Origin of the sequence: Pseudomonas kurunegalensis, assembly GCF_030291635.1 — a bacterium.
In the GTDB taxonomy this organism is placed as follows: domain Bacteria; phylum Pseudomonadota; class Gammaproteobacteria; order Pseudomonadales; family Pseudomonadaceae; genus Aquipseudomonas; species Aquipseudomonas monteilii.
This window is the reverse complement of sequence record NZ_CP127871.1, coordinates 1,921,802-1,944,956: the sequence shown is the minus strand read 5'-3', so window position 1 is coordinate 1,944,956 and position 23,155 is coordinate 1,921,802. Positions and strand designations below refer to the sequence as shown.

The window sequence follows — 23,155 nt, the reverse complement described above, 5'->3', positions numbered from 1 at the left end:
TACACATTTTTGCTCAATATTTTGTGAACAACTGTTGCTCGGGCCAGCCTGTCACAGGCCGGTAACAATCAGCGAATAGCCTGCGGACTATTTGGGGGAAGTTGCCATGGACGCTGCACCCGCCTTCACTGCTGTGCTGTTCGGCTTGCGCGGCTGCCTGGTGCAGGCTGCCAATGGCGGCGCCCCCTCACCCGCCCCCGGCGCACTGGCCACCCTCGCCAGCCTGCGTCATCGCCAGGTGCCGTGCATCTGGCTGGATGACCTCACCGCCACCCACAGCAAACGCCTGGCCCATGTGTTGCCCGACTGGCTGCCGGGGCACCTGGTCAACGGCGTCCGCTGGCCAGCGCCCAACGCCTGCTGGCAGGCCTTGATGAGCCTGGACAGCGAACGCCTGGACGGCTGCGTGCTGGTCAGCGGCGACCCGCGCCTGCTGCAGTCGGGCCTTAACGCGGGCTTGTGGACGGTGGGCCTGGCGGCCTGCAGCCCGCTGTGCGACCGCAGCTCGCAGCAATGGCAAGCCATGAGCACACAGGAACAGGACCTGGCCCGCGGCAAGGCGACGCTGGAGTTGTTCAGCCTGGGCGTGCATTCGGTAATCGACCACCTCGAAGCGCTGGATACCTGCCTGCAAGACATCGCGCAGCGCCGGCGCAAAGGTGAAAAACCCTGAAACAGCACCTTTGACACGGATCATGCAAAGCGGCGGCAGGTGGATTACGCTGAAGACAGGCCAGAACCTTTGCCGCTTCGCTGAGGTCCATGGCTTGCCAAGCCATCGATGGAGAACTGCCAATGCCTGCCCGCGAATTGCAAGAGCGCCTGAACAGCTTGCGCGAGCAACTGGACCGCAACGTGCCGCTTTCGGAAGAAGAGCTGGCCGCGCTGCACGAAGAAGCGCGCCAGATCGAGGCGCAACTGAAACTTGAGGAAGCCACGCCGGACAACAACCTGGTGGATGGCGTGAACCTGGCGATCGAACGCTTCGAGGCCGACCACCCCGACCTCACCGCCACCCTGCGCAGCATCGCCAACTCGCTGCACAGCATGGGGATCTGAAATAGCCGGGGGCCGCTTGGCGGCCCCCATACCTTACTGCCGAACCAGCCGCGTGTTCTGCGGGCTGATCGCCCCGGTGCTGCGGTACGGGTTGATGTCCAGCCCACCCCGGCGCACATAGCGCGCATACACCGTCAGGTGCTCCGGCTGCAGCAGGTTCTTCAAGTCCAGGTAAATGCGTTCCACGCACTGCTCGTGGAAGTCGGCATGCTGGCGGAAGCTGATCAGGTAGGTCAGCAGGCTGGCATGGTCCAGCGCCCTGCCCTTGTACTCGACCACCACGCTGCCCCAGTCCGGCTGGCCGGTAACCGGGCAGTTGGACTTCAGCAGGTGGCTGTGCAAGGTTTCTTCCACCACCCGCTCCGGGTTGCAACGCAGCAGTTCTGGCTGCGGCTGCTCGTAGTTGCTGATAGCCACATCCAGCGCATCGATGCACAGCCCCGGCAAAGCCACCACACCCTGGGCCTCGACCTCGGCCAAGGTCCGCACTTTCACGCCCACCGGCTTGCCAGCGGCAGCGGACAGGTCTTTCTCCAGGCACGCCTGCAACTCGCCCAGCGAGGCGAACACCGTCTGGTTCAGCGAGTTGAGGTACAGCTTGAACGACTTGGATTCGATGATGTTCGGCGAATCAGCCGGAATGGCGAACTCGCCGATCGCCACCACAGGCTTGCCCGACGGCAGCAGCCAGCTCAGCTCAAAACAGTTCCAGTAATCCACGCCCTGCCAGGGCAAGGTCTGCGCGGTGACGCCCAGCTCGGCCCACTTGGCAGTACGCGGGATCGGGAACAGCTGCTCCGGGGAGTAGGTGGCAATGTATTCGCTGGATTTGCCCAGCGGGGAGTGTTCGGCAGCGGGATGCATGGAAACTGACCTAGAGGTTCGAAATTGCCCCTAGTTTACCGGTTTTGCACCCCGCCTTGCAGGGCAAGTCACTCGATGGTCAATGCCCCGACCATACCGGCCTGGTAATGCCCTGGTACGTTGCAGGCAAATTCGATGGGCGCCGACTGGCGGAAGGTCCAGGTCAGCTCGGCGCGCTGGCCGGGCATGACCAGCACGGTATTGCCACCACCGTGACCATGGCCACCACCGTGATCCATCATCTGGCTGTGATCCATGCCTTCATGGTTCATGGCCTGGGCGAACATCTTGCCTTGCATGGCGACCATTTCTTTCTGGTGCTCGGCATGCATGGCCTTGTCACCCAGGTTGAACTCATGTGGCAGCTTGCCCTCGTTGACCAGCACGAAACGCACCGTCTCACCGGCTTTTACCTGCAGGCTCTTGGGCTCGAAGGCAATGTCTTTGAGCACCACGTCCACCGTGCGGGTGGCTTTGGCCGCCGGGGCCGGCTCGCCGAAGGCGAAGGTTTGCGCCTCGCCAGAAAAGGCCGGCAGGCTGACCAAGGCAAGGGTGGCGGCGATGAACAGGTGTTTCATGATGACTCCGGGAATGCACAACAGTATGAGGCCACCTTAGTCAGGGACGGCTGGCGGCAACCTGACAGGGAGATTACAACTTTGTCAGCTTGAGTGACGGCCGGGATAGTCACGTATCATTTCAAGCATCACCCGGCCCTTGCTGGAGGCAAGCTACCCAATGAAATTGCTGATCGTCGAAGACCAGGCCCGCACCGGCCAGTACCTGAGCCAGGGCCTGAGCGAAGCCGGCTTCGCCACCGAACTGGCCACCGATGGCGAAACCGGCCAGTTTCTGGCGCTGACCGGTGACCATGACCTGCTGATCCTCGACGTGATGCTGCCCGGCCGGGATGGCTGGCAAATCCTGCAAGCGGTGCGCCAGGCCGGCCTCGACACGCCGGTACTGTTCCTCACCGCACGCGACGCCGTCGAAGACCGGGTGCACGGCCTGGAGCTGGGCGCCGATGATTACCTGGTCAAGCCCTTTGCCTTCTCCGAGCTGCTGGCCCGGGTGCGCACCTTGCTGCGCCGTGGCACCAACCCTGGCCAGGACACCACCCTGAGCCTGGCCGACCTGCGCCTGGACCTGATCCGCCGCCGTGCCGAGCGCGCCGGCCAGCGCATCGACCTGACCGCCAAGGAATTCGCCCTGCTCGAACTGCTGCTGCGCCGCCAGGGCGAAGTGCTGCCAAAATCGCTGATTGCCTCGCAGGTATGGGACATGAACTTCGACAGCGACACCAACGTGATCGAGGTGGCGATCCGCCGCTTGCGCCTGAAGATTGACGACCCGCACCCCAACAAACTCATCCACACCGTACGCGGCATGGGGTATGTACTCGAAGAGCGTGCAGATTGATGCGCAGGCTTTCCCTCGGCAGCCGTTTGGCCCTGTTGTTCGCCGCCTGCACAGCAGCCGTCTCGCTTGGCGCCGGCCTGTTGTTCAGCAAGGCCAGCGAGCAGCATTTCGTCGAACTGGACCAACAATTGCTGGACTCGCGCCTGTCGCTGTTCCGCACACAACTGGCCGGCATCAGCACGCCGGAAGATTTACAGGCCCGCCTGCCCGCCCTGCACGATGAGCTGAGCCACCAGGCCGACCTGGCCTTGCGCATCAGCGGTAACGACGGCACCACCTGGTTCGAAAGCCGCACAGGGCTGCCGCAGGCACCACGGCCCGCCGGGCTGGCTACCCTGCACGCGCAAGGTACCGACTACCGCAGCCTGGCCGTGCACCTGGCACAAGGCACAACACCGTCGCCGCAACTCACCCTTTACCTCGACATCACCCACCACCAGCACTTCCTGCAAGGCATGCAACGGTTGATCTGGCTAACCGTCGGCCTGTCGGCGCTGGCCACCGCGCTGCTCGGCGCCTGGGCCGCACGCAGTGGCCTACGCCCTTTGCGGCAGATGGGCCAGGTGGCCGCCGGCGTGTCGGCACGTTCGCTCACCACCCGCCTGCCGGTGGCGCAGATGCCCGAAGAACTGGCCGAGCTGGCCACCAGCATGAACGCCATGCTGCAACGCCTGGACGATGCCTTCCAGCGCCTGTCGGCGTTTTCGGCCGACATCGCCCACGAACTGCGCACGCCCCTGTCCAACCTGCTGACCCACACCCAGGTCACCCTCACCCGCCCGCGCAGCCTGGAGGAGTACCGCGAGACGCTGCATGGCAACCTGGAGGAGCTGCAGTGGATGGCGCAGATGATCAACGACATGCTGTTCCTGGCCAAGGCCGATCACGGCCTGCTGGTGCCGGGGCAGGCGCCGCTGGCGTTGCATGAAGAAGTGGATGCTCTGCTGGAGTACTACGCGCCGCTGGCCGAAGACAGCGGCGTGCAGATGCTGCGCGAGGGTGAGGCGATGCTGCAGGGCGACCGGCATATGCTGCGCCGGGCGTTGTCCAACTTGCTCGACAATGCCTTGCGCTTTACCCCGACGGGCGGGCAGATAAGGGTGACGCTGGAGCCGGGGCCTACAATCTGCGTGGCCAATACCGGGCAGGCTATCGACCCTGCGGCGTTACCACGGTTGTTCGACCGCTTCTACCGGGTGGACCCTGCGCGGCGGGAAGGCAGCAGCGAGCATGCGGGATTGGGTTTGGCGATTACCCGGTCGATCGTGCAGGCCCATGGCGGGAACATTCGGGCGGAATGCGAGGATGGGTGGACGCGGTTTTTGATCGGGTTCACTCAGGATCGGTGAAATTGGGGCTGCTTCGCAGCCCATCGCGACACAAGGCCGCTCCTACAGGCATCGCGTCAGCCTGCAAATACGCGGTCCCTTGTAGGAGCGGCCTTGTGTCGCGAAAGGGGCGCAAAGCGCCCCCAAAATCTCAAGCAAACATCAAACCGCCAGGCCAATCGCCGGCTGCACCTGCGATGCCCGATATGCCGGGTAAATGGTCGCCAAAAAGCTCATCACCAACCCCGCCGTGCAGATGATCGCCACATCCCCCCACTGCAACTGCGACGGCAAGCTGCTGACAAAGTACACATCCGACGTAAAGATGTGCTGCCCGCTCACCCGCTCCAGCCATCCAACGATCTGGCTGACATTGAACGCCGCAATCACTCCCAGCACGCCACCAATCAACGTGCCGACAATGCCGATCAGGCTGCCCTGAACCATGAACGTGCCCATGATCTGCGCCGGCGTGGCGCCCAGGGTACGCAGGATGGCAATGTCCGGCCCCTTGTCGTTCACTACCATCACCAGGGTGGCGATGATGTTGAACGCGGCCACCGCGATGATCATCATCAGCAACAGGCCGATCATGGTCTTTTCCATCTTCATGGCGCTGAACAGGCTGCCCTGGGTGTGCGACCAGTCATCGGCGCGGTAGGCATCGCCCAGCCCGGCAGCGATGGCCTTGGACACCTGCGGCGCGGCGTACAGGTCATGCAGTTTCAACCGCACGCCCTGCACCTGGCCCGGCGCCCAGCGCTGCATCTCACCAGCATCCGCCACGTGGATATAAGCCTGCGAACCATCCAGCTCGGCGCCCACCTTGAAAATACCGACCACGGTCAGGCGCTGCATACGCGGGGTAATGCCGCCCGGCTCCTTGCTGATTTCCGGCACGATCAGGGTCAGCTTGTCGCCGGTGTTCAGGCGAAAGCGACGCGCCGTCAGCTCGCCGATCACCACGCCGAACTCACCCGGTTGCAGGTCCTGCAAGCGGCCCTGCACGATGTGCTGGCCAACGATAGAGACCTTGCCCTCTTCGGCCGGGTCGATACCGCCCACCTGGATCGGCTGCATCGCCCCCTTGTACGACAGCATGCCTTCCATTTCGGTAATCGGCGCTGCCGCCATCACCGCCGGGTTCTGCAGGGCCGTGTCGGCCACCTTGTGCCAGTCGTCCATCGGCTGCACGCCCAGGATGGCGGCATGCGGCACCAGGCCAAGAATGCGCGCACTCATTTCACGCTGGAAGCCGTTCATCACCGACAACACCACGATCATCGCCAGCACACCCAGCGACAGGCCGATCATCGAGGTCATCGAAATGAACGAGATGAAGTGGTTGCGACGCTTGGCTCGGGTGTAGCGCGCGCCGATGAAAATGGGCAAGGGTCTGAACATGTACGGAATCACCCAGTGAAAACAGGAAAACGGGGCGGCACCTGCCACCCCGGGCAGTCGATCAGATGGCCACCAGGTGGCCGTCGTCGAGCTTCAATACACGGTCCATCTGCCGCGCCAGGTTGAGGTCGTGGGTCACCACCAGGAACGCCGTGCGCGAGGCGCTGGACAGCTCCTGCATCAGCTCCTGGATGCCCTGGGCGGTATGGTGGTCGAGGTTGCCGGTCGGCTCGTCGAGCATCACCAGGCCAGGGCGGTTGACCAGGGCCCGGGCAATCGCCACACGCTGGCGCTCACCACCGGACAGCTCGGCCGGCTTGTGGTTCAGGCGATGGCCCAGGCCCACGCGCTTGAGCAGCGCCTCGGCGCGCTCACGGGCCTCGGGGATGGGCGTGCGGCCGATCAGCAGCGGCATGCACACGTTCTCGATGGCGGTGAACTCTGGCAACAGGTGGTGGAACTGGTAGACAAAGCCCAGCTCACGGTTGCGCAGCAGGCCACGGGCGCGCTCGCCCAGCGCCGACAGCTCTTCGCCGGCCAGCCAGACGCTGCCCTGGGTCGGACGGTCGAGGCCGCCCAGCAGGTTGAGCAAGGTACTCTTGCCAGAGCCCGAGCTACCGACGATGGCAATGCGCTCACCGGCATGCAGCTCCAGGTTGAGCCCGGACAGCACCTGCACCGACTCCGGGCCCTCGTCGTAGGACTTGCCCAGGTTGCGGCAACTCAGAACGGCTTTATCACTCATGCGCGACTCACTCATAACGTAGCGCCTCTGCAGGCTGGGTGCGGGCCGCACGCCAGGCCGGGTACAGGGTGGCGAAGAAACTCAGGACCAGCGCCGCACCGCAGACCATGTACACATCCTGGGCCTGGATCTGCGAGGGCAGGTAATCGATGAAGTACACGTCGGCGTTGAGGAACTTGTGCCCGATCAGTTTCTCGATGCCGGCGATCGCCGCACTCACGTTCAGCGCGGCAACAATCCCGACCACGGCGCCGATCAGGGTACCGATCACCCCGATTACCGTGCCCTGGACCATGAAGATGAGCATGATCTGCCCGGGCGTGGTGCCCAGTGTGCGCAGGATGGCAATGTCACCACGCTTGTCGTTCACCACCATCACCAGCGTGGAAATGATGTTGAACGCCGCCACCGCCACGATCAGCAGCAACAGCAGGCCGATCATGGCCTTTTCCATGCGGATGGCCTGGTACAGGTTGCCGTGGGTACGGGTCCAGTCGCGGCTGTAGTACTCCTGGTCACCCAGCTGCTGGGCAATGCTCCAGGCCACCCGCGGCGCCTGGAACAGGTCGTCGAACTTCAGGCGCAGGCCCTGCACCTGGTCGGGCTTCCAGCGGTGCAGGCGGGACAGGTCGCTGATGTTGGTCAGGCCCAGATAGCCGTCGATCTCGCCCGCGCCCACATGGAAGGTGCCCACCACGGTGAAGCGCTTCATGCGCGGGAACATGCCGGCAGGCGTCACGCTGACTTCAGGGGCGACGAAGGTGAGTTTGTCGCCAATGGCCACACCCAGCTTGGCCGCAGCCTTGTCGCCGATCATGATGCCCCACTCGCCTGGCGCCAGCTGGTCGAGGCGGCCTTGCAAGATGAAGTTGTCGATAATCGACACCTCGCGCTCGCGGGCCGGGTCGATGCCGTTGAGCAACACCTTCTGCACCTTGCCGTCATGGGTCAGCAGGCCCTGCATCTGGGTGAAGGGCGCTACCGCCACCACCTGCGGATTCTGCTTTACTTGTTGGGCAAGGGCAGGCCAGTCGGTTATGGGCTGGCCGCTCTCCAGCGTGGCATGCGGGACCATGCCGAGCACGCGGGTGCGCATCTCGTGGTCGAAACCGTTCATCACCGACAGCACCACGATCATCACCACCACGCCCAGGGCGAGGCCGATCATCGAGGTCAGGGAAATGAACGAGACGAAGTGATTACGGCGTTTGGCACGGGTATAACGCGTACCGATGAATGCGAAAAGAGGTCTGAACATGTCGGGGCTTGTTCGGATGAAAGGGAACGTCCTTGTGGCGAGGCGCCTACGGCGGCTTTACACTCGGACCACCGCCGCTACCTTGGGTTCGCCATGACGACATTAGACGAAGAAGATCGCCGCGAATACTACCGCATCGAAGATCGGATCGCACTTCAAATAAGCCCCCTCAGCGCGGCCGAAGCCCTTGAGCCAGATGTATTGCAAGATGATTCCCCGCTGTTCAACCTGCTCAGCGAGCTGCACTTGTCCGACTTCGAGTCGCAGCACCTGCTGCGCCAGTTGAGCGACAAGGACCGCACCCTCGCCGCCTTTCTGAAGGCGCAGAACAAACGCCTCGACCTGCTCAGCGCAGTCGTTGCCCAGACTCTGCTCGGCGAAGTCGGCCAGCCTCTGCCGGTGGTCATCTCCGAAGGCGGTATCGAATTCGCCCAGGCCACGCAGATTGACCCCGGTACCCGGGTAAAAGTGAAAATGGTGCTGATGCCGCGCGCCCATGGCCTGCTGCTGCGCGGCAAGGTCACCCATTGCGACCCGCGCCCGGAGGGCGGCTTCGAGGTCGGCACCGAGTTCACCGACATGACCGACGCCCAGCGTCAACTGCTGGCCCGCTACATCCTGCAGCGCCAGCAACAACAACGGCGCCAGCAGCTGGAACAGAACGACCCCGCCTCCTGAGCCTATTTCCCCCTGATTTGAAGGAACGAACGTGACCCTGATCTACGGCCATCGCGGCGCCAAGGGCGAAGCACCCGAGAACACCCTGACCAGCTTTCGCCAGTGCCTGTCCCACGGCGTCACCCGCTGCGAGCTGGACCTGCACCTGTCGGCCGACAACGAGCTGATGGTGATCCACGACCCTACCCTCAAGCGCACCACCGGCAAACGCGGCAAGGTGGTCGAGCACCCGGCCGCCGACCTGGTGAAAATCGACGCACGTAAAGGCGGCCCGGGCCATGTGCAGCCCTGCCCTATTCCAAAACTGGAAGAACTGTTCGAGAAGTGCCCGTTCGAGCACTGGCAGCTGGAAGTCAAGAGCGCTTCGCGCACCCGCGCCGCCACCACCGTGCTGGCGATCCGCGAACTGGCCCAGCAATACGGCCTGCTGGACAAGGTGACCATCACCTCCAGCTCACGCGAAGTATTGGGCGCAGCCCAGGAACTGGTGCCGGATCTGAAACGCGGGCTGGTAGCCGAATACGCCTGGCTCGACCCGTTGAAGGTGGCGCAGAACTACGGCTGCGAGATGCTGGCCCTGAACTGGACACTGTGCACCCCCGAGCGCCTGCTCAAAGCACAGGGCCAGGGCTTGCACGTGTCGGTGTGGACGGTCAACGAACCGGCACTGATGCGCCGGCTCGCTGACTTTGGCGTGGACAGCCTGATTACAGACTTTCCCGGTTTGGCCAAGACCACCCTCGGGTAGGGTTGAAATCGGTCTCTCCGACCGGCTCAGGCCACCGGTCGGAGCCGCTCAAAAAAGCCGGTTCAGGCCGTCGTAGGCAGCTACCCGGTAGGCTTCGGCCATGGTCGGGTAGTTGAACGTGGTGTTGACGAAGTACTTCAGGTTATTCAGCTCGCCCGGCTGGTTCATGATGGCCTGGCCGATGTGGACAATTTCCGAAGCCTGGTAGCCGAAGCAGTGCACGCCGAGGATTTCCAGGGTTTCGCGGTGGAACAGGATCTTCAGCATGCCCTGCGGCTCGCCGGCGATCTGCGCACGCGCCATGCCCTTGAAGAAGGCTTTGCCCACTTCGTACGGCACCTTGGCCTGGGTCAGCTCCTGCTCGTTCTTGCCGATCGAGCTGATTTCCGGAATGGTGTAGATGCCGGTCGGCACGTCATTGACGAAGCGCCAGCTGCCATTGTCGACGATGCTGCCAGCCGCCGAACGGCCCTGGTCATGGGCGGCACTGGCCAGGCTTGGCCAGCCGATCACGTCGCCTGCACCGTAGATGTTCGGCACGCTGGTGCGGTAGGCCTCGTCGACCTCGATCTGGCCACGGCTGTTAACCTTGATACCGATGTTTTCCAGGCCCAGCTTGTCGGTGTTGCCGGTACGGCCGTTGCACCACAGCAAGGCGTCAGCCTTGATCTTCTTGCCCGACTTCAGGTGCAGGACCACCCCGTTGTCCAGGCCTTCGACGCGCTCATACTCTTCGTTGTGGCGCACGGTGATGTTGTTGTTGCTGAAGTGGTAGCTCAGCGCCTGGGAAATTTCCGAATCCAGGAAGCTCAGCAGCTGGCCACGGTTGTCCACCAGCTCCACCAGCACGCCCAGGCCACTGAAGATCGAGGCGTATTCGCAACCGATCACACCGGCGCCGTACACGATCAGCTTGCGCGGGGTATGGCTGAGGCTGAGGATGGTGTCGCTGTCGTACACACGCGGGTGGTGGAAGTCGATGTCGGCCGGGCGATACGGGCGCGAACCAGTGGCGATGATGATGTGCTTGGCGTTGAGTTTTTCCACCACGCCGTTCGGGCACACCACTTCGACGGTTTGCTCGTCGGCAAAGCTGCCGGTGCCGAAGAACACGTCAACGCGGTTACGGGCGTAGTAGCCCGTGCGCGATGCCACCTGCTTGGCAATCACCTTCTCGGCGCTTTTCAGCACGTCCGGGAACGAGAACCAGCGTGGCTCACCGATGGCACGGAACATCGGGTTGGTGTTGAACTGCATGATCTGCCGCACCGAGTGACGCAGTGCCTTGGACGGGATGGTACCCAGGTGGGTGCAGTTGCCACCGACCTGGCGACGGTCATCGACCATCGCCACCTTGCGCCCTGCTTTGGCGGCGTTCATTGCCGCGCCTTCACCGGCCGGGCCGGAACCCAGCACCACTACGTCGTAGTTGTAGACAGCCATGCGTACTCCTTCAGAACTGGCCCGCAAGCCACGGTCGCTCGCGGGGCGCGATCATGCCGCCGGGGCGTCATGAGAAAATTCGGGTGCAGTCTAATCAAGCGTGAACGCCGCGCACATTAACCCTTGGTCGCGTCGTAGGCCAATTTCGCCCGCACTACATATGGTTTACCCATTCCCTGGCGGCAATCATCCCTGCCTGCGCTTTCAATCGCCTTTCACCGCCCGTTCGAATGCGGGCGTAGCTCGGGAGACGAAGCCACCCTCGGCCCGAGTCACCAATACCGCAGCGAGGCCATGCGCCAGGGCAAAATCCCAGCCACGCTCAGGGCCAAGGATCAGCAGCAGCGTCGAATAACCGTCGGCCTGCAGCGCCGAAGCGTGCAGCACGGTGACGGCGGCCAGGTCATGTTGCACCGGGCGCCCCAGGCGGGCATCGAAGGCGTGCGAATAGCGCCGGCCATTCTGCTCGAAATAGTGCCGATAGTCACCCGAGGTTGATACTGAAAGGCCATTGACCGGGATGATCTGCCGGGCGATCTGGCGGTCTTCACGGGGCAGTTCCAGGGCGATGCGCCATGGGCTGCCATCGGGTTTGCGGCCGACCGCCTTGAGCTCGCCAGTGGCCTCGGCGACAAAGCGGGTTACGCCCATGGCTTGCAGGCGAGCGGCAATCAGGTCGACGGCATGGCCGGCGGCAATGCTGTTGAAGTCGAGCTGCACCGGGGCGTCCTTGCACAGGGCCTGGCCTTTGATGTGCAAGTGCCGGTAGCCCACGCGCTGGCGCACCTGGGCCAGGGCTTGCGGGTCTGGCACCTGCTCGTGGCGGGCCTGGGGGCCAAAGCCCCACAGGTCGAGCAAGGGCTCGACAGTGAGGTCGAAGGCGCCATCACTCTGCTCGGCCAGGTGCTGGCCAAGGTTGACCAGTTCGAGCATGTCGGGCGGCAGGGCCAGGCACTGGTTGGCGGGCAACTGGTTGAACAGGCTGACGACGGAGTCTGCGCGGTAGGTCGAATAGTGCTGGTCGATGTCGCCCAGGATGGTTTCGACCGCCGCTTGCACCTGTTCCGGCGCCGGGCCGCCGGGCTCACGGACGTACTGGATGCTGTAACTGCTGCCCATGGTCGGGCCACCCAGGCGCTCTAGGGTTGAACCCTGGTTGCAGGCGGTGAGAAGCAGAAGGATGAACAGTAAGGCTTTGCGCAAAAAATCGGTTCCTGGGTGCTTGTCTTGAATTTTGTGGCGTGGCAAATATCGAGCGCCGCCCGCGCGGCGCATCGCGAGCAAGCTCGCTCCTACATTTGTTTCGGGCCAGTAACGCCTACGGCAAAGTGTGCGACCGCCTTGTTTGTTCCGCACGATATCGAGGTGGTCGCCAAAGGGCCGCGCGCCTCTGTCTCAGGAATAACTGGCCCGAAACAAATGTAGGAGCGAGCTTGCTCGCGATGCGCCGTGCGGGCGGCGCTCGATCTAACAGGCGCCACACAACTTACTCCAGGCAAAAAAAACGGGAACCCGAAGGTTCCCGTTTTTTCACTGCCTTACAAGCGCATTAGCGTGGAAACGCTGGCGGGTTCACACCGGCCATGTCTTCCATCACGCGAACCACCTGGCAGCTGTAACCGAACTCGTTGTCGTACCAGACGTACAGAACAACGCGGTTGTCGTTGGCGATGGTGGCTTCAGCGTCAACCACACCGGCGTGGCGCGAGCCGACGAAGTCGGTCGAAACCACTTCCTGCGAGCTGACGTAGTCGATCTGCTTGTGCAGTTCCGAGTGCATGGCGGTCTGGCGCAGGTACTCGTTGATCTCGTCGCGCGAGGTGGCCTTTTCCAGGTTCAGGTTCAGGATGGCCATCGAAACGTTCGGCGTCGGTACGCGAATGGCGTTGCCGGTCAGCTTGCCCTTCAGCACTGGCAGTGCCTTGGCGGCAGCAGTGGCGGCGCCGGTTTCGGTGATAACCATGTTCAGCGGCGCGGCGCGGCCACGGCGGCTGCCCTTGTGGAAGTTGTCGATCAGGTTCTGGTCGTTGGTGAACGAGTGAACGGTTTCGACGTGGCCGTTGACGATGCCGTACTTGTCGTTGACAGCCTTGAGCACCGGCACGATGGCGTTGGTGGTGCAGGAAGCAGCCGAGATGATCTTGTCATCGGCGGCGATGTCACCGTGGTTGATGCCGTGCACGATGTTCTTCAGCGCGCCCTTGCCAGGTGCGGTGAGGATCACGCGGGCAGCGCCCGGGCAGGCCAGGTGCTGGCCCAGGCCATCGGCATCACGCCATACGCCGGTGTTGTCGACGATCAGCGCGTTCTCGATGCCGTACTGGGTGTAGTCGACTTCGCTCGGGCTCTTGGCGTAGATAACCTGGATCAGGTTGCCGTTGGCGGTGATGGTGTTGTTGGCTTCATCGATGGTGATGGTGCCATCGAACGGGCCGTGTACCGAGTCACGACGCAGCAGGCTGGCACGCTTGACCAGGTCGTTTTCGGCGCCTTTGCGCACAACGATGGCACGCAGGCGCAGGCCGTCGCCACCACCGGTCTTCTCGATCAGGATGCGCGCCAGCAGGCGGCCGATGCGGCCGAAGCCGTACAGGACAACGTCGGTGCCTTTACGGGCCGAAGCGTTCTGCTGGCCAACCACGTCAGCCAGCTCTTCACGGACGAACTGCTCGGCAGTGCGGCCATTGCCTTCCTGCTTGAACTTGTTGGCCAGCTTGCCCAGGTCGACCGAAGCGGCGCCCAGTTTCAGCTCGCTCATGGCCTTGAGCAGTGGGAATGTCTCGTGGACGGACAGTTCGGTTTCGTCGGTTTGACGATGACGCGCAAAGCGGTGCGCCTTGAGGATCGAGATAACCGAACGGTTGATCAGGCTGCGGCCATAAATCGAGCTCACCACGTTGTTGTTGCGGTAGAGCTGACCGATAAGCGGGATCATCGCTTCAGCCAGGGCTTCACGATCAATCCACTCACCAAGACACTGGTCGGGCTTCTGAGTCACGGGAACCTTCCACATGTAGGGACAGAAAAAAGGGGCTACATTATGACGCCCCAACGCGGAACCGGCAATGAGCGCCTGTCGTAGTCACGCAAGCCAGCATTCATGCCCTTTCAAGCCTGACAGGCGGCACTGGCACCGGTACAATCGGTCTCTTTGCCGCAACGCTTGGAGTGCAATCTCCCGTGTCAGTTCTGCGCCTACCGCAAATGTCGGCCACGGCCGGCAAACAAACCTGGGGCAACCTGCCCGGTGCCGCCCTCAGCCTTGCCATCGCCGAGGCCGCCAGCAGCGCTGGCCGCTTCACCCTGCTGCTGACGGCCGACAGCCAGGCCGCCGACCGTCTGGAACAGGAGCTGCGCTTCTTTGCCCCGGACCTGCCGGTGCTGCCGTTCCCCGATTGGGAAACCCTGCCCTATGACCTGTTCTCGCCACACCAGGACATCATTTCCCAGCGCATCGCCAGCCTGTACCGCCTGCCGGAGCTGAGCCACGGCATCCTCGTGGTGCCGGTCACCACCGCCCTGCACCGTCTGGCACCCACACGCTTTCTGCTAGGCAGCAGCCTGGTGCTGGATGTGGGCCAGACCATCGACGTGGAACAGATGCGTACGCGCCTGGAGGCCAGCGGCTATCGCTGCGTCGACACCGTGTACGAGCATGGCGAGTTTGCCGTGCGCGGCGCGCTGATCGACCTGTTCCCGATGGGCAGCAAACTGCCCTACCGTATCGACCTGTTCGATGACGAGATCGAGACGCTGCGCACCTTCGACCCCGAGACACAGCGCTCGATCGACAAGGTGGATTCGGTGCGCCTGCTACCCGCGCGCGAATTCCCGATGCAGAAAGAGGAAGTGACCCGTTTCAAGGCGCGCTTCCGTGAGCGCTTCGACGTCGACTTCCGCCGCAGCGCCATCTTCCAGGACTTGGCCAGCGGCATCATCCCCGCCGGCATCGAGTACTACCTGCCGCTGTTCTTCGAAGAAACCTCGACCCTGTTCGACTACCTGCCGGCCGACACCCAGGTGTTCTCGCTGCCCGGTGTGGAACAGGCTGCCGAACACTTCTGGAACGACGTGCGCGGGCGTTACGAAGACCGTCGTGGCGACCTGAGCCGCCCACTGCTGCCACCGGCCGAGCTGTTCCTGCCGGTCGAGGACTGCTTCGCCCAGCTCAAGCAATGGCCGCGTGTGGTGGTCAGCAGCGAAGACCTCGACCCAGGTGTAGGCCGCGAGCGCTTCCCGGCGCGTGCCCTGCCCAACCTGGCCATTGAGGCCAAGGCCAACCAGCCGCTGGCCGAACTGGCCAACTTCCTCGACCAGTTCCCCGGCCGCGTGCTGTTTACCGCCGAATCGGCGGGCCGCCGCGAAGTGTTGCTGGAACTGCTCGACCGGCTGAAGCTGCGCCCGCATACCGTCGACGGCTGGCACGATTTCATTACCGGCAGCGAGCGCCTGGCAATCACCATTGCCCCACTGGACGACGGCCTGGTGCTGGACGACCCAGGCCTGGCCCTGGTGGCCGAAAGCCCGCTGTTCGGCCAGCGGGTGATGCAGCGCCGACGCCGCGACAAGCGTGGCGAAACCGCCAACGACGCCGTCATCAAGAACCTCACCGAGCTGCGCGAAGGCGCACCAGTGGTGCACATCGACCACGGTGTGGGCCGCTACCTGGGCCTGGCCACCCTGGAAATCGACGGCCAGGCCGCCGAGTTCCTTACCCTGGAATACGCCGAGAACGCCAAGTTGTATGTGCCGGTGGCCAACCTGCACCTGATCGCCCGCTACACCGGTAGCGACGACGCGCTGGCGCCGCTGCACCGGCTGGGCTCGGAGGCCTGGCAGAAAGCCAAGCGCAAGGCCGCCGAACAGGTGCGCGACGTGGCCGCCGAGTTGCTCGACATCTATGCCCGCCGCGCTGCGCGCAAGGGTTATGCGTTTGCCGACCCGTCTGCCGACTATGCCACCTTCAGCGCCGGCTTCCCGTTCGAAGAAACCCCGGACCAGCAAGCCGCCATCGAAGCCGTGCGTGCCGACATGCTGGCACCCAAGCCGATGGACCGCCTGGTGTGCGGCGACGTCGGCTTCGGCAAAACCGAAGTGGCCATGCGCGCCGCGTTCATCGCCGTGCACAGCGGCCGCCAGGTGGCCGTGCTGGTGCCCACCACCCTGCTTGCCCAGCAGCACTACAACAGTTTCCGCGACCGCTTCGCCGACTGGCCGGTGACCGTGGAAGTGATGAGCCGCTTCAAATCCGCCAAGGAAGTGGCCACCGCTGCCGCCGACCTGGCCGAAGGCAAGATCGACATCCTCATCGGCACCCACAAGCTGTTGCAGGACGATGTGCGCTTCAAGGACCTGGGCCTGGCCATCATCGACGAAGAACACCGTTTTGGCGTGCGCCAGAAGGAGCAACTGAAGGCCCTGCGCAGCGAGGTCGACATCCTTACCCTCACCGCCACGCCGATTCCGCGTACGCTGAACATGGCGGTAGCGGGCATGCGCGACCTGTCGATCATCGCCACGCCGCCGGCGCGCCGCCTGTCGGTGCGCACCTTCGTCATGGAACAGAACAAGAGCACGGTCAAAGAGGCGCTGTTGCGCGAACTGCTGCGCGGTGGCCAGGTGTACTACCTGCACAACGATGTGAAAACCATCGAAAAATGCGCCGCCGACCTCGCCGAACTGGTACCCGAGGCGCGCATCGGCATTGGCCACGGGCAAATGCGCGAGCGCGAGCTGGAACAGGTGATGAGCGACTTCTACCACAAGCGCTTCAACGTGCTGGTGGCCTCGACCATCATCGAAACCGGCATCGACGTGCCCAGCGCCAACACCATCGTCATCGAACGTGCCGACAAGTTCGGCCTGGCCCAGCTGCACCAACTGCGTGGCCGGGTTGGCCGTAGCCACCACCAGGCTTACGCCTACCTGCTCACGCCCACTCGGCAAAAAGTCAGCGCCGACGCCGAAAAACGCCTGGAGGCCATCGCCAACACCCAGGACCTGGGTGCCGGTTTCGTACTGGCCACCAACGACCTGGAAATCCGTGGCGCGGGCGAGCTGCTGGGCGAAGGCCAGAGCGGGCAGATCCAGGCGGTGGGCTTCACGCTGTACATGGAAATGCTCGAACGTGCGGTGAAGGCGATTCGCAAAGGCACCCAGCCGAACCTCGAACAGCCACTGGGCGGTGGCCCGGAGATCAACCTGCGCCTGCCGGCGCTGATCCCCGAAGACTACCTGCCCGACGTGCACGCACGGCTGATCCTCTACAAGCGCATTGCCTCGGCGGCCGACGAAGAAGGCCTCAAAGACCTGCAAGTGGAAATGATCGACCGCTTCGGCCTGCTGCCGGAGCCGACCAAGAACCTGATGCGCCTGACCTCGCTCAAGCTGCTTGCGGAAAAGCTCGGCATCAAGAAAGTCGACGCCGGCCCCAATGGCGGCAAGCTCGAGTTCGAGGCCGAAACCCCGGTCGACCCGCTGACCCTGATCAAGCTGATCCAGGGCCAGCCCAAACGCTACAAGTTCGAAGGTGCGACCCAGTTCCGTTTCCTGGTGCCGATGGAGCGCCCCGACGAACGTTTCAACACCCTGGAGGCGCTGTTCGAGCGCCTGACCCCACAGCCTGCCTAAGGAAGATCCATGCGTGCCATCCGTAGCCTGACCCTGCTGCTGGCGCTGTTCGCGCCAGCCGCCTTCGCCGAAGGCCTGTATCAGGTTGAAATGATCCTGGTGCGGCAAAACAGCGTGCCCGCCTTCACCAGCCCGTTCGCCCCGGAAAACTGGAGCGCCGGCGCCCCACGCCTGGAAAAGGACGCCGAGCGCCGCCTGGCGCTGGAAGACGAAGCCACCCGCCTGGAAGCCACTGCCGACTACACCGTGTTAATGCACAAGGCCTGGCAGCAGCAGGTGGGCAGCGAGCCCAGCCGCATCGCCCTGGGCGAAGGCGCCGAGCAGTTCGGCCACTTCCCCATCGAAGGCAACCTCAGTATCGGCGAAGGCCGCTTCATCACCGTCGACGCCAACTTCTGGGTCAACCAGCTGGACGGCAACGGCAACGTGCTGCAAAGCGAGCAGTTCAAGCAGAGCAACAGCAACGTCAAGGGCGGCCAGCTGACCTTCCTCGACGGCGGCCACCTGGCCGTGCTGCTGAAGGTGACGCCACCGGGTACGCCGAAAATGCCGGTGATGGACCCGGAGATGATGGAGCAGTGATGTGAGCGAGAGCGATGCGCAGTTCTTTGTGCGGGCGCACAACGGCTGGACTATTTCGTTTGATCGCAAGACCCTGCGGCGCGGTCGGGAGTATGCCGATGAAGGCAGAAGCGCGATCGTATCGATCCTGGGCATGACGATCCGCGCTGAATGTACAGGCTCCGCAGGCCGCACCTACTACCAGCGCATAACCCTGGACATGACTGAAGATGGCCTGGAATGCGCGGGCAGTTGCACGTGCCCCGTAGGTGAGAACTGCAAGCATTGCGCCGCTGCACTTTACCTGCTGGAACAGGGCCCGGATTGCGGCGAAGGCGATCAGGACACCCTGCCCCCACCTGCCGAAACGACCCAGCACTCGCTCGACCTCCCCCCTGAGCTCGCCCACTGGGTCGAAACCCTGGAAGTCCCGACCAAGGTCGCTGAACCCGCCAAACGCAAAGGCCCCTCGCTCTACTACAAGGTCGTTAACGACCGTGGCCTTTGCACGCTCAGCGTATCCAAAGGCACCCGCGAAGCCGATGGTCAGCTGAAGCTGGGGCGTGCCAGCTCGCTGCCTGAAATGCTCTATTACACGCCGCGTTATGTCACAGATGAAGATCTGCGCATCCTCAGGCTGATTGACGCCCTTGCCAATAATTCCAGCATGCCCATCGCAAGACTGGAAGGTAAACAAGGTGCAGAGCTGTATGAATTCGCACTTGCCAGTGGGCGCTTGATTCATGCCGAGAAACAGTTGCCATTAATCCCTGGGCCGACCCTGCAAGCCGAGTTCCGCTGGATGAGGCTTGAGAACGGCAGCTATCGCGGTTCGTGGCACAATGACGAGCGGATGCATGACGTGGCACTGCCGCTCGACCCGCTCTACTACATCGATACTCAAACGGGCATGACTGGCAAGCTTGAGCATGGTCTTGACCCGTTCATTGCCAGCCAACTGGCAACCGCACCTACTGTTCCAGAGCATTTGATCATTCCCCTGAGCCACCGCCTGAACGCACTGAATCGCCAGGTTCCCACACCTACAACTGTACACAGCGAACAGATCGATACTGTTCAACCCAGGCCGCACCTGACCCTCGGCAGCCTCGAATTCAGCGCCTACATGCCCAAGACCGGCCGGATGCAGCGGCAGATGCAGCATCGGGCCGCACTGGCGTTCGACTATGACGGTTTACGCGCCAGCGGCAGCGACGAAAAACCGCTGACCCGCCTGGTCGACAACACCAGCCAGCGCATCCGCCGCCAGCCGCAGGCCGAGCAGGCGCTGCGCAAAGTGCTGCGCGACCTGGGCTTCAAGGCCGCCACCCGACAAAGCAAGGCCCTGCCCGACAGCGCCGGCGAAATGTTTCAGCTGCCAGACGACGAAGCCTGGCTGCGCTTTGCCCGCGAAGGCCTGCCGCGCCTGCGCGAGGCCGGGTGGGACATCGACATCCACCGCGATTTCGCCTTCAACCTGCAGGAGGTGGACGACTGGTACGCCACCATCGACGAAGCCCCCGGCCATGAATGGTTCGACCTGGAGCTGGGTATCGTGGTCGATGGCCAGCGCCACAGCCTGCTGCCGATCGTGCTGCAACTGCTGCGCAGCAACCCGGAATTGCTGCGCCCCAGCGAACTGGCCCGGCGCAGCGACGACGAGCACCTGCTGATCGACCTCAACCGCGGCCGCCTCGATGCCTCGGCCCTGCGCGTTGCCCTGCCCTACGGCCGCATCAAGGCCGTAATGGGCACCCTGGGCGAGCTGTACCTGCACGAAGACGTAGCCGGCCCATCCCTGCGCCTGGACCGCGCCGATGCTGCACGCCTGAACGATATCGAAGGCCTGCCCCTGCACTGGGAAGGTGGTGCACATGTGCGGGATCTGGGCCGCCGCCTGCGCGACGCCCGCGACTTGCAGGTAGCCCCGCCGACAGGGCTGCAGGCCAGCCTGCGCCCCTACCAGCAACAGGGCCTTAACTGGCTGCAGGCACTACGCGAAATGGGCACCGGCGGCATCCTGGGCGACGACATGGGCCTGGGCAAGACCCTGCAGGCCCTGGCGCACCTGCTGCTGGAAAAGCAGGCCGGGCGACTGACCGCTCCCGCCCTGGCAGTGATGCCGACCAGCCTGGTGCCCAACTGGCTGGACGAAGCCCAGCGCTTCGCCCCCGACCTGCGCGTGCTGGCCCTGCAAGGCCCGGGGCGCAGCAAGCATTTCGCCACGCTGCACGAATACGACCTGGTGCTGACCACCTACGCCCTGGTGCCACGCGACCTCGAACACCTGCGCAGCCAACCCTGGCATGTACTGGTGCTGGACGAGGCGCAAAACATCAAGAGCAGCACCAGCAAGGCCGCACTCGCCGTCTGCGAGCTGCAGGCCAACCAGCGCCTGTGCCTGACCGGCACGCCGATGGAAAACAACCTGGGCGAGCTGTGGTCGATCTTCCACTTCCTGATGCCCGGCTGGTTGGGTGACCTGAAGCGCTTCAACCAGGACTACCGCACCCCCATCGAACGCCATGGCGACAGCGAGCGGCTGGCTCACCTGGTTACACGCATTCGCCCGTTCCTGTTGCGCCGCACCAAGGAACAGGTGGCCACCGAGCTGCCAGCCAAGACCGAGATGGTGCACTGGGTGGAGCTGAGCGACGCCCAGCGCGACACCTACGAGGCCGTGCGCGTGGCGATGGACAAGAAAGTGCGCGACGAAATCGCCCGCAATGGCGCCGCCCGCAGCCAGATCGTCATCCTCGACGCCCTGCTCAAGCTGCGTCAGGTGTGCTGCGACCTGCGCCTGGTCAAGGGTGTGGAAAGCAAGGGCAACCAGGCCGACAAGGGCAAGCTCGGTGCGCTGCTGGAAATGCTCGAAGAACTGCTCAGCGAAGGGCGGCGGGTACTGTTGTTCTCGCAATTCACTTCGATGTTGGCGCTAATCGAGCAAGAACTGCAGAAGCGCAAGATCCGTTACAGCCTGCTGACAGGTGACACCCGTGACCGGCGTACGCCGGTGCAGCAATTCCAGCAGGGTGACAGCGAAGTGTTCCTGATCAGCCTGAAGGCCGGGGGTGTCGGGCTGAACCTGACGGCTGCGGACACGGTGATCCACTTCGACCCCTGGTGGAACCCGGCAAGCGAAAACCAGGCGACCGACCGCGCCTACCGCATTGGCCAGGACAAGCCGGTGTTCGTGTTCAAGCTGATTACGCGGGGGACGGTGGAGGAGAAGATTCAGCTGTTGCAGCAGGAAAAGGCGGCGCTGGCGGCAAGCCTGCTGGATGGCGGGCAGGCCGGGCAGTGGCGTATGGGGGATGATGAGATCGAGGCGCTGTTTGCGCCATTGCCAGGCAAACGCGGGCGCTGAACCTTTCATCTTCTGTTGCCTGTACTGGCTTCTTCGCGGGCATGCCCGCGAAGAAGCCAACGCGGTCAATCGACCAACTGGGCCTCTTTCAGCGCCCCCAACGCCTCCAGCCAGCGCGGCTGCTGTCGGTAATCGGTCCGCGCAAACCCTTGCCCACGCATCCGCGCAATTCGCGGCGAGGGCTTCACTTTCATCCGTTGCGCCGCACTCAGCGCCAGCTCAGCCGCCGCCCGGTCGTTACACACCAGGCCCATGTCACAGCCAGCACTCAGCGCCGCCTCGATACGGCTGGCCGCATCACCCACCACATGTGCCCCGGCCATCGACAGGTCATCACTGAAGATCACCCCGTCAAAGCCCAGCTCGCCACGCAGGATGTCCTGCAGCCAGCGCCGCGAGAAGCCGGCCGGCTGGTTGTCGACCTGCGGGTAGATGACATGCGCCGGCATCACCGCTGCCAGTTGCCCGCTCAGGCGGGTGAACGGCACCAGGTCGGCCTGGCGCAGCTGCTCAAGGCTGCGCTCATCGGTAGGGATGGCCACATGCGAGTCGGCCTCGGCCCAGCCATGCCCCGGGAAGTGCTTGCCACAGGCGGCCATGCCCGCCGCATTCATGCCGCGAATGAAGGCCCCGGCCAGTTGCGTGGCACGCAGCGGGTCACCCTCGAAGGCGCGGCTGCCAACCACGGCGCTACGCTGGTGGTCCAGGTCGAGCACCGGGGCAAAGCTCAGGTCCAGACCAACCGCCAGCACCTCGGTCGCCATCAGCCAGCCGCATTGCTCGGCCAGGTACTCGGCATTGTCATTGTCGGCCAGCGCACGCATGGCCGGCAGGCGCACAAAGCCCTGACGCAGGCGCTGCACACGGCCACCTTCCTGGTCTACCGCCAGGATCAGGTCGGGGCGAATGGCGCGGATCGACGCACACAGCTCACGCACCTGGCGCGGGCTATCGATGTTGCGGGCAAAAATGATCAGGCCAGCCACTTCGGGCTGGCGCAGCAAGTGACGGTCTTCGGCGGTCAGCCATTTACCGGCGATATCCACCATCAGGGAGCCTTGCAGGCTGACGGTCATGGGTAATCCTTCATTGAAGACTGGGAGAGGCCCACTGGGGGCAGGCGGCCTGTTCGATGCGCACCGGGCAATGGACCGGCACCCGCTCGAACAGGCTTAACAAATCGGTATTACGCAGGCGTATGCAGCCATGGGACAACGCCACGCCCATGGGTTCCGTATCCGGCGTGCCATGCAGGTAGATATAGCGGCGGAACGTGTCGACCGTGCCCAGGCGGTTGACGCCGGGTTCGCAGCCGCTGAGCCAGAGGATGCGGGTGAGAATCCAGTCGCGCTCCGGGTTTTGCGCGTGCAGTTCCGGCGACCACACCTCACCCGTCCAGCGCCGCCCGGCCAGTACCGCATTCAGCGGCAGGCCTGCGCCAATCTTTGCCCGCACCTGATGCAGGCCGCGCGGCGTGCACCCCGAACCGTTGCGCTCGCCGGCACCGTTACGCGCCGTGGACACTGGCACGCGTACGCGCAACTGGCCACGGGCAAAACCGTACAGGCATTGGTCGGCAAGGGAAATGTGCAACAGATCGAGGTCGGGCATGGGCGCTAGCTTAGCCGAAGCGCCCTGCCCCGCCCAGCCT

19 protein-coding genes are annotated in these 23,155 nt (G+C 63.7%); 9 read left to right on the top strand and 10 right to left on the bottom strand.

Features of this window, described 5'->3' with window-relative positions; translation table 11 throughout:
* Positions 1 to 106: 106 nt before the first annotated feature.
* A complete protein-coding gene (gene pcrP / locus QQ992_RS08740; RefSeq protein ID WP_105945215.1) occupies positions 107 to 673 on the top strand; it encodes an HAD superfamily inactivated hydrolase PcrP in 567 nt (188 codons plus the stop codon).
* Positions 674 to 795: 122 nt separating this feature from the next.
* Positions 796 to 1,059, top strand: a complete 264-nt coding sequence (locus QQ992_RS08735; RefSeq protein ID WP_003248815.1) for a DUF4404 family protein — start codon at positions 796 to 798, stop codon at positions 1,057 to 1,059.
* A gap of 33 nt (positions 1,060 to 1,092) precedes the next feature.
* On the opposite strand, the gene queF is transcribed toward QQ992_RS08735, so the two are convergent.
* Positions 1,093 to 1,923, bottom strand: coding sequence for an NADPH-dependent 7-cyano-7-deazaguanine reductase QueF (gene queF, locus QQ992_RS08730; RefSeq protein WP_105945217.1), 831 nt, complete (start codon positions 1,921 to 1,923; stop codon positions 1,093 to 1,095).
* A 68-nt stretch (positions 1,924 to 1,991) separates the two neighbouring features.
* A complete protein-coding gene (locus tag QQ992_RS08725; protein ID WP_286113038.1) occupies positions 1,992 to 2,501 on the bottom strand; it encodes a cupredoxin domain-containing protein in 510 nt (169 codons plus the stop codon).
* A 160-nt stretch (positions 2,502 to 2,661) separates the two neighbouring features.
* Between QQ992_RS08725 and cinR the strand changes: the two genes are divergently transcribed.
* Both cinR and QQ992_RS08715 read left to right on the top strand, forming a co-directional pair.
* The gene (cinR, locus tag QQ992_RS08720) at positions 2,662 to 3,342 is read left to right on the top strand and encodes a two-component system response regulator CinR (protein ID WP_119370749.1); all 681 of its coding nucleotides are present in this window, start codon (positions 2,662 to 2,664) and stop codon (positions 3,340 to 3,342) included.
* Entirely contained in the window at positions 3,339 to 4,691 is a 1,353-nt protein-coding gene (locus QQ992_RS08715; protein WP_286113036.1) for a heavy metal sensor histidine kinase, read from the top strand. The genes cinR and QQ992_RS08715 overlap by 4 nt, the downstream gene beginning before the upstream one ends.
* A 141-nt stretch (positions 4,692 to 4,832) precedes the next feature.
* Here QQ992_RS08715 and QQ992_RS08710 read toward each other — a convergent pair whose 3' ends face one another.
* The 3 genes from QQ992_RS08710 to QQ992_RS08700 form a co-directional block, all read right to left on the bottom strand.
* Entirely contained in the window at positions 4,833 to 6,074 is a 1,242-nt protein-coding gene (locus tag QQ992_RS08710) for a lipoprotein-releasing ABC transporter permease subunit (protein ID WP_286113035.1), read from the bottom strand.
* 61 nt (positions 6,075 to 6,135) lie between these two features.
* Positions 6,136 to 6,819, bottom strand: a complete 684-nt coding sequence (gene lolD / locus QQ992_RS08705; protein WP_171577286.1) for a lipoprotein-releasing ABC transporter ATP-binding protein LolD — start codon at positions 6,817 to 6,819, stop codon at positions 6,136 to 6,138.
* Between the two features lie 7 nt (positions 6,820 to 6,826).
* Positions 6,827 to 8,077 (bottom strand): lipoprotein-releasing ABC transporter permease subunit, encoded by a 1,251-nt coding sequence (locus QQ992_RS08700; RefSeq protein ID WP_286113032.1) that lies wholly within the window; start codon positions 8,075 to 8,077, stop codon positions 6,827 to 6,829.
* Between the two features lie 93 nt (positions 8,078 to 8,170).
* Between QQ992_RS08700 and QQ992_RS08695 the strand changes: the two genes are divergently transcribed.
* A complete protein-coding gene (locus QQ992_RS08695; RefSeq protein WP_286113031.1) occupies positions 8,171 to 8,755 on the top strand; it encodes a PilZ domain-containing protein in 585 nt (194 codons plus the stop codon).
* A 31-nt stretch (positions 8,756 to 8,786) separates the two neighbouring features.
* Positions 8,787 to 9,503 (top strand): glycerophosphodiester phosphodiesterase, encoded by a 717-nt coding sequence (locus tag QQ992_RS08690; protein ID WP_286113030.1) that lies wholly within the window; start codon positions 8,787 to 8,789, stop codon positions 9,501 to 9,503.
* A 48-nt stretch (positions 9,504 to 9,551) separates the two neighbouring features.
* Here QQ992_RS08690 and sthA read toward each other — a convergent pair whose 3' ends face one another.
* The 3 genes from sthA to QQ992_RS08675 form a co-directional block, all read right to left on the bottom strand.
* Positions 9,552 to 10,946 (bottom strand): Si-specific NAD(P)(+) transhydrogenase, encoded by a 1,395-nt coding sequence (gene sthA, locus QQ992_RS08685; protein ID WP_105945223.1) that lies wholly within the window; start codon positions 10,944 to 10,946, stop codon positions 9,552 to 9,554.
* Positions 10,947 to 11,150: 204 nt separating this feature from the next.
* On the bottom strand, positions 11,151 to 12,149 hold the full coding sequence (locus QQ992_RS08680) for an FAD:protein FMN transferase (protein WP_286113029.1): 999 nt from the start codon (positions 12,147 to 12,149) through the stop codon (positions 11,151 to 11,153).
* Positions 12,150 to 12,495: 346 nt separating this feature from the next.
* A complete protein-coding gene (locus tag QQ992_RS08675; RefSeq protein WP_286113028.1) occupies positions 12,496 to 13,959 on the bottom strand; it encodes a glyceraldehyde-3-phosphate dehydrogenase in 1,464 nt (487 codons plus the stop codon).
* Between the two features lie 167 nt (positions 13,960 to 14,126).
* On the opposite strand from QQ992_RS08675, the gene mfd reads away from it, so the two are divergent.
* From mfd to QQ992_RS08660, 3 genes are read left to right on the top strand one after another with little or no spacing between them, the layout of a single operon-like run.
* Positions 14,127 to 17,576 (top strand): transcription-repair coupling factor, encoded by a 3,450-nt coding sequence (mfd, locus tag QQ992_RS08670; protein WP_286113027.1) that lies wholly within the window; start codon positions 14,127 to 14,129, stop codon positions 17,574 to 17,576.
* Positions 17,577 to 17,585: 9 nt separating this feature from the next.
* The gene (locus tag QQ992_RS08665; protein WP_119370757.1) at positions 17,586 to 18,158 is read left to right on the top strand and encodes a CsiV family protein; all 573 of its coding nucleotides are present in this window, start codon (positions 17,586 to 17,588) and stop codon (positions 18,156 to 18,158) included.
* A 1-nt stretch (position 18,159) separates the two neighbouring features.
* On the top strand, positions 18,160 to 21,504 hold the full coding sequence (locus QQ992_RS08660; protein ID WP_286113026.1) for a DEAD/DEAH box helicase: 3,345 nt from the start codon (positions 18,160 to 18,162) through the stop codon (positions 21,502 to 21,504).
* A gap of 65 nt (positions 21,505 to 21,569) precedes the next feature.
* Here QQ992_RS08660 and nagZ read toward each other — a convergent pair whose 3' ends face one another.
* A complete protein-coding gene (gene nagZ / locus QQ992_RS08655; protein WP_172455937.1) occupies positions 21,570 to 22,568 on the bottom strand; it encodes a beta-N-acetylhexosaminidase in 999 nt (332 codons plus the stop codon).
* 22 nt (positions 22,569 to 22,590) lie between these two features.
* A complete protein-coding gene (locus tag QQ992_RS08650; protein ID WP_286113024.1) occupies positions 22,591 to 23,115 on the bottom strand; it encodes a L,D-transpeptidase in 525 nt (174 codons plus the stop codon).
* Between the last annotated feature and the right edge of the window lie 40 nt (positions 23,116 to 23,155).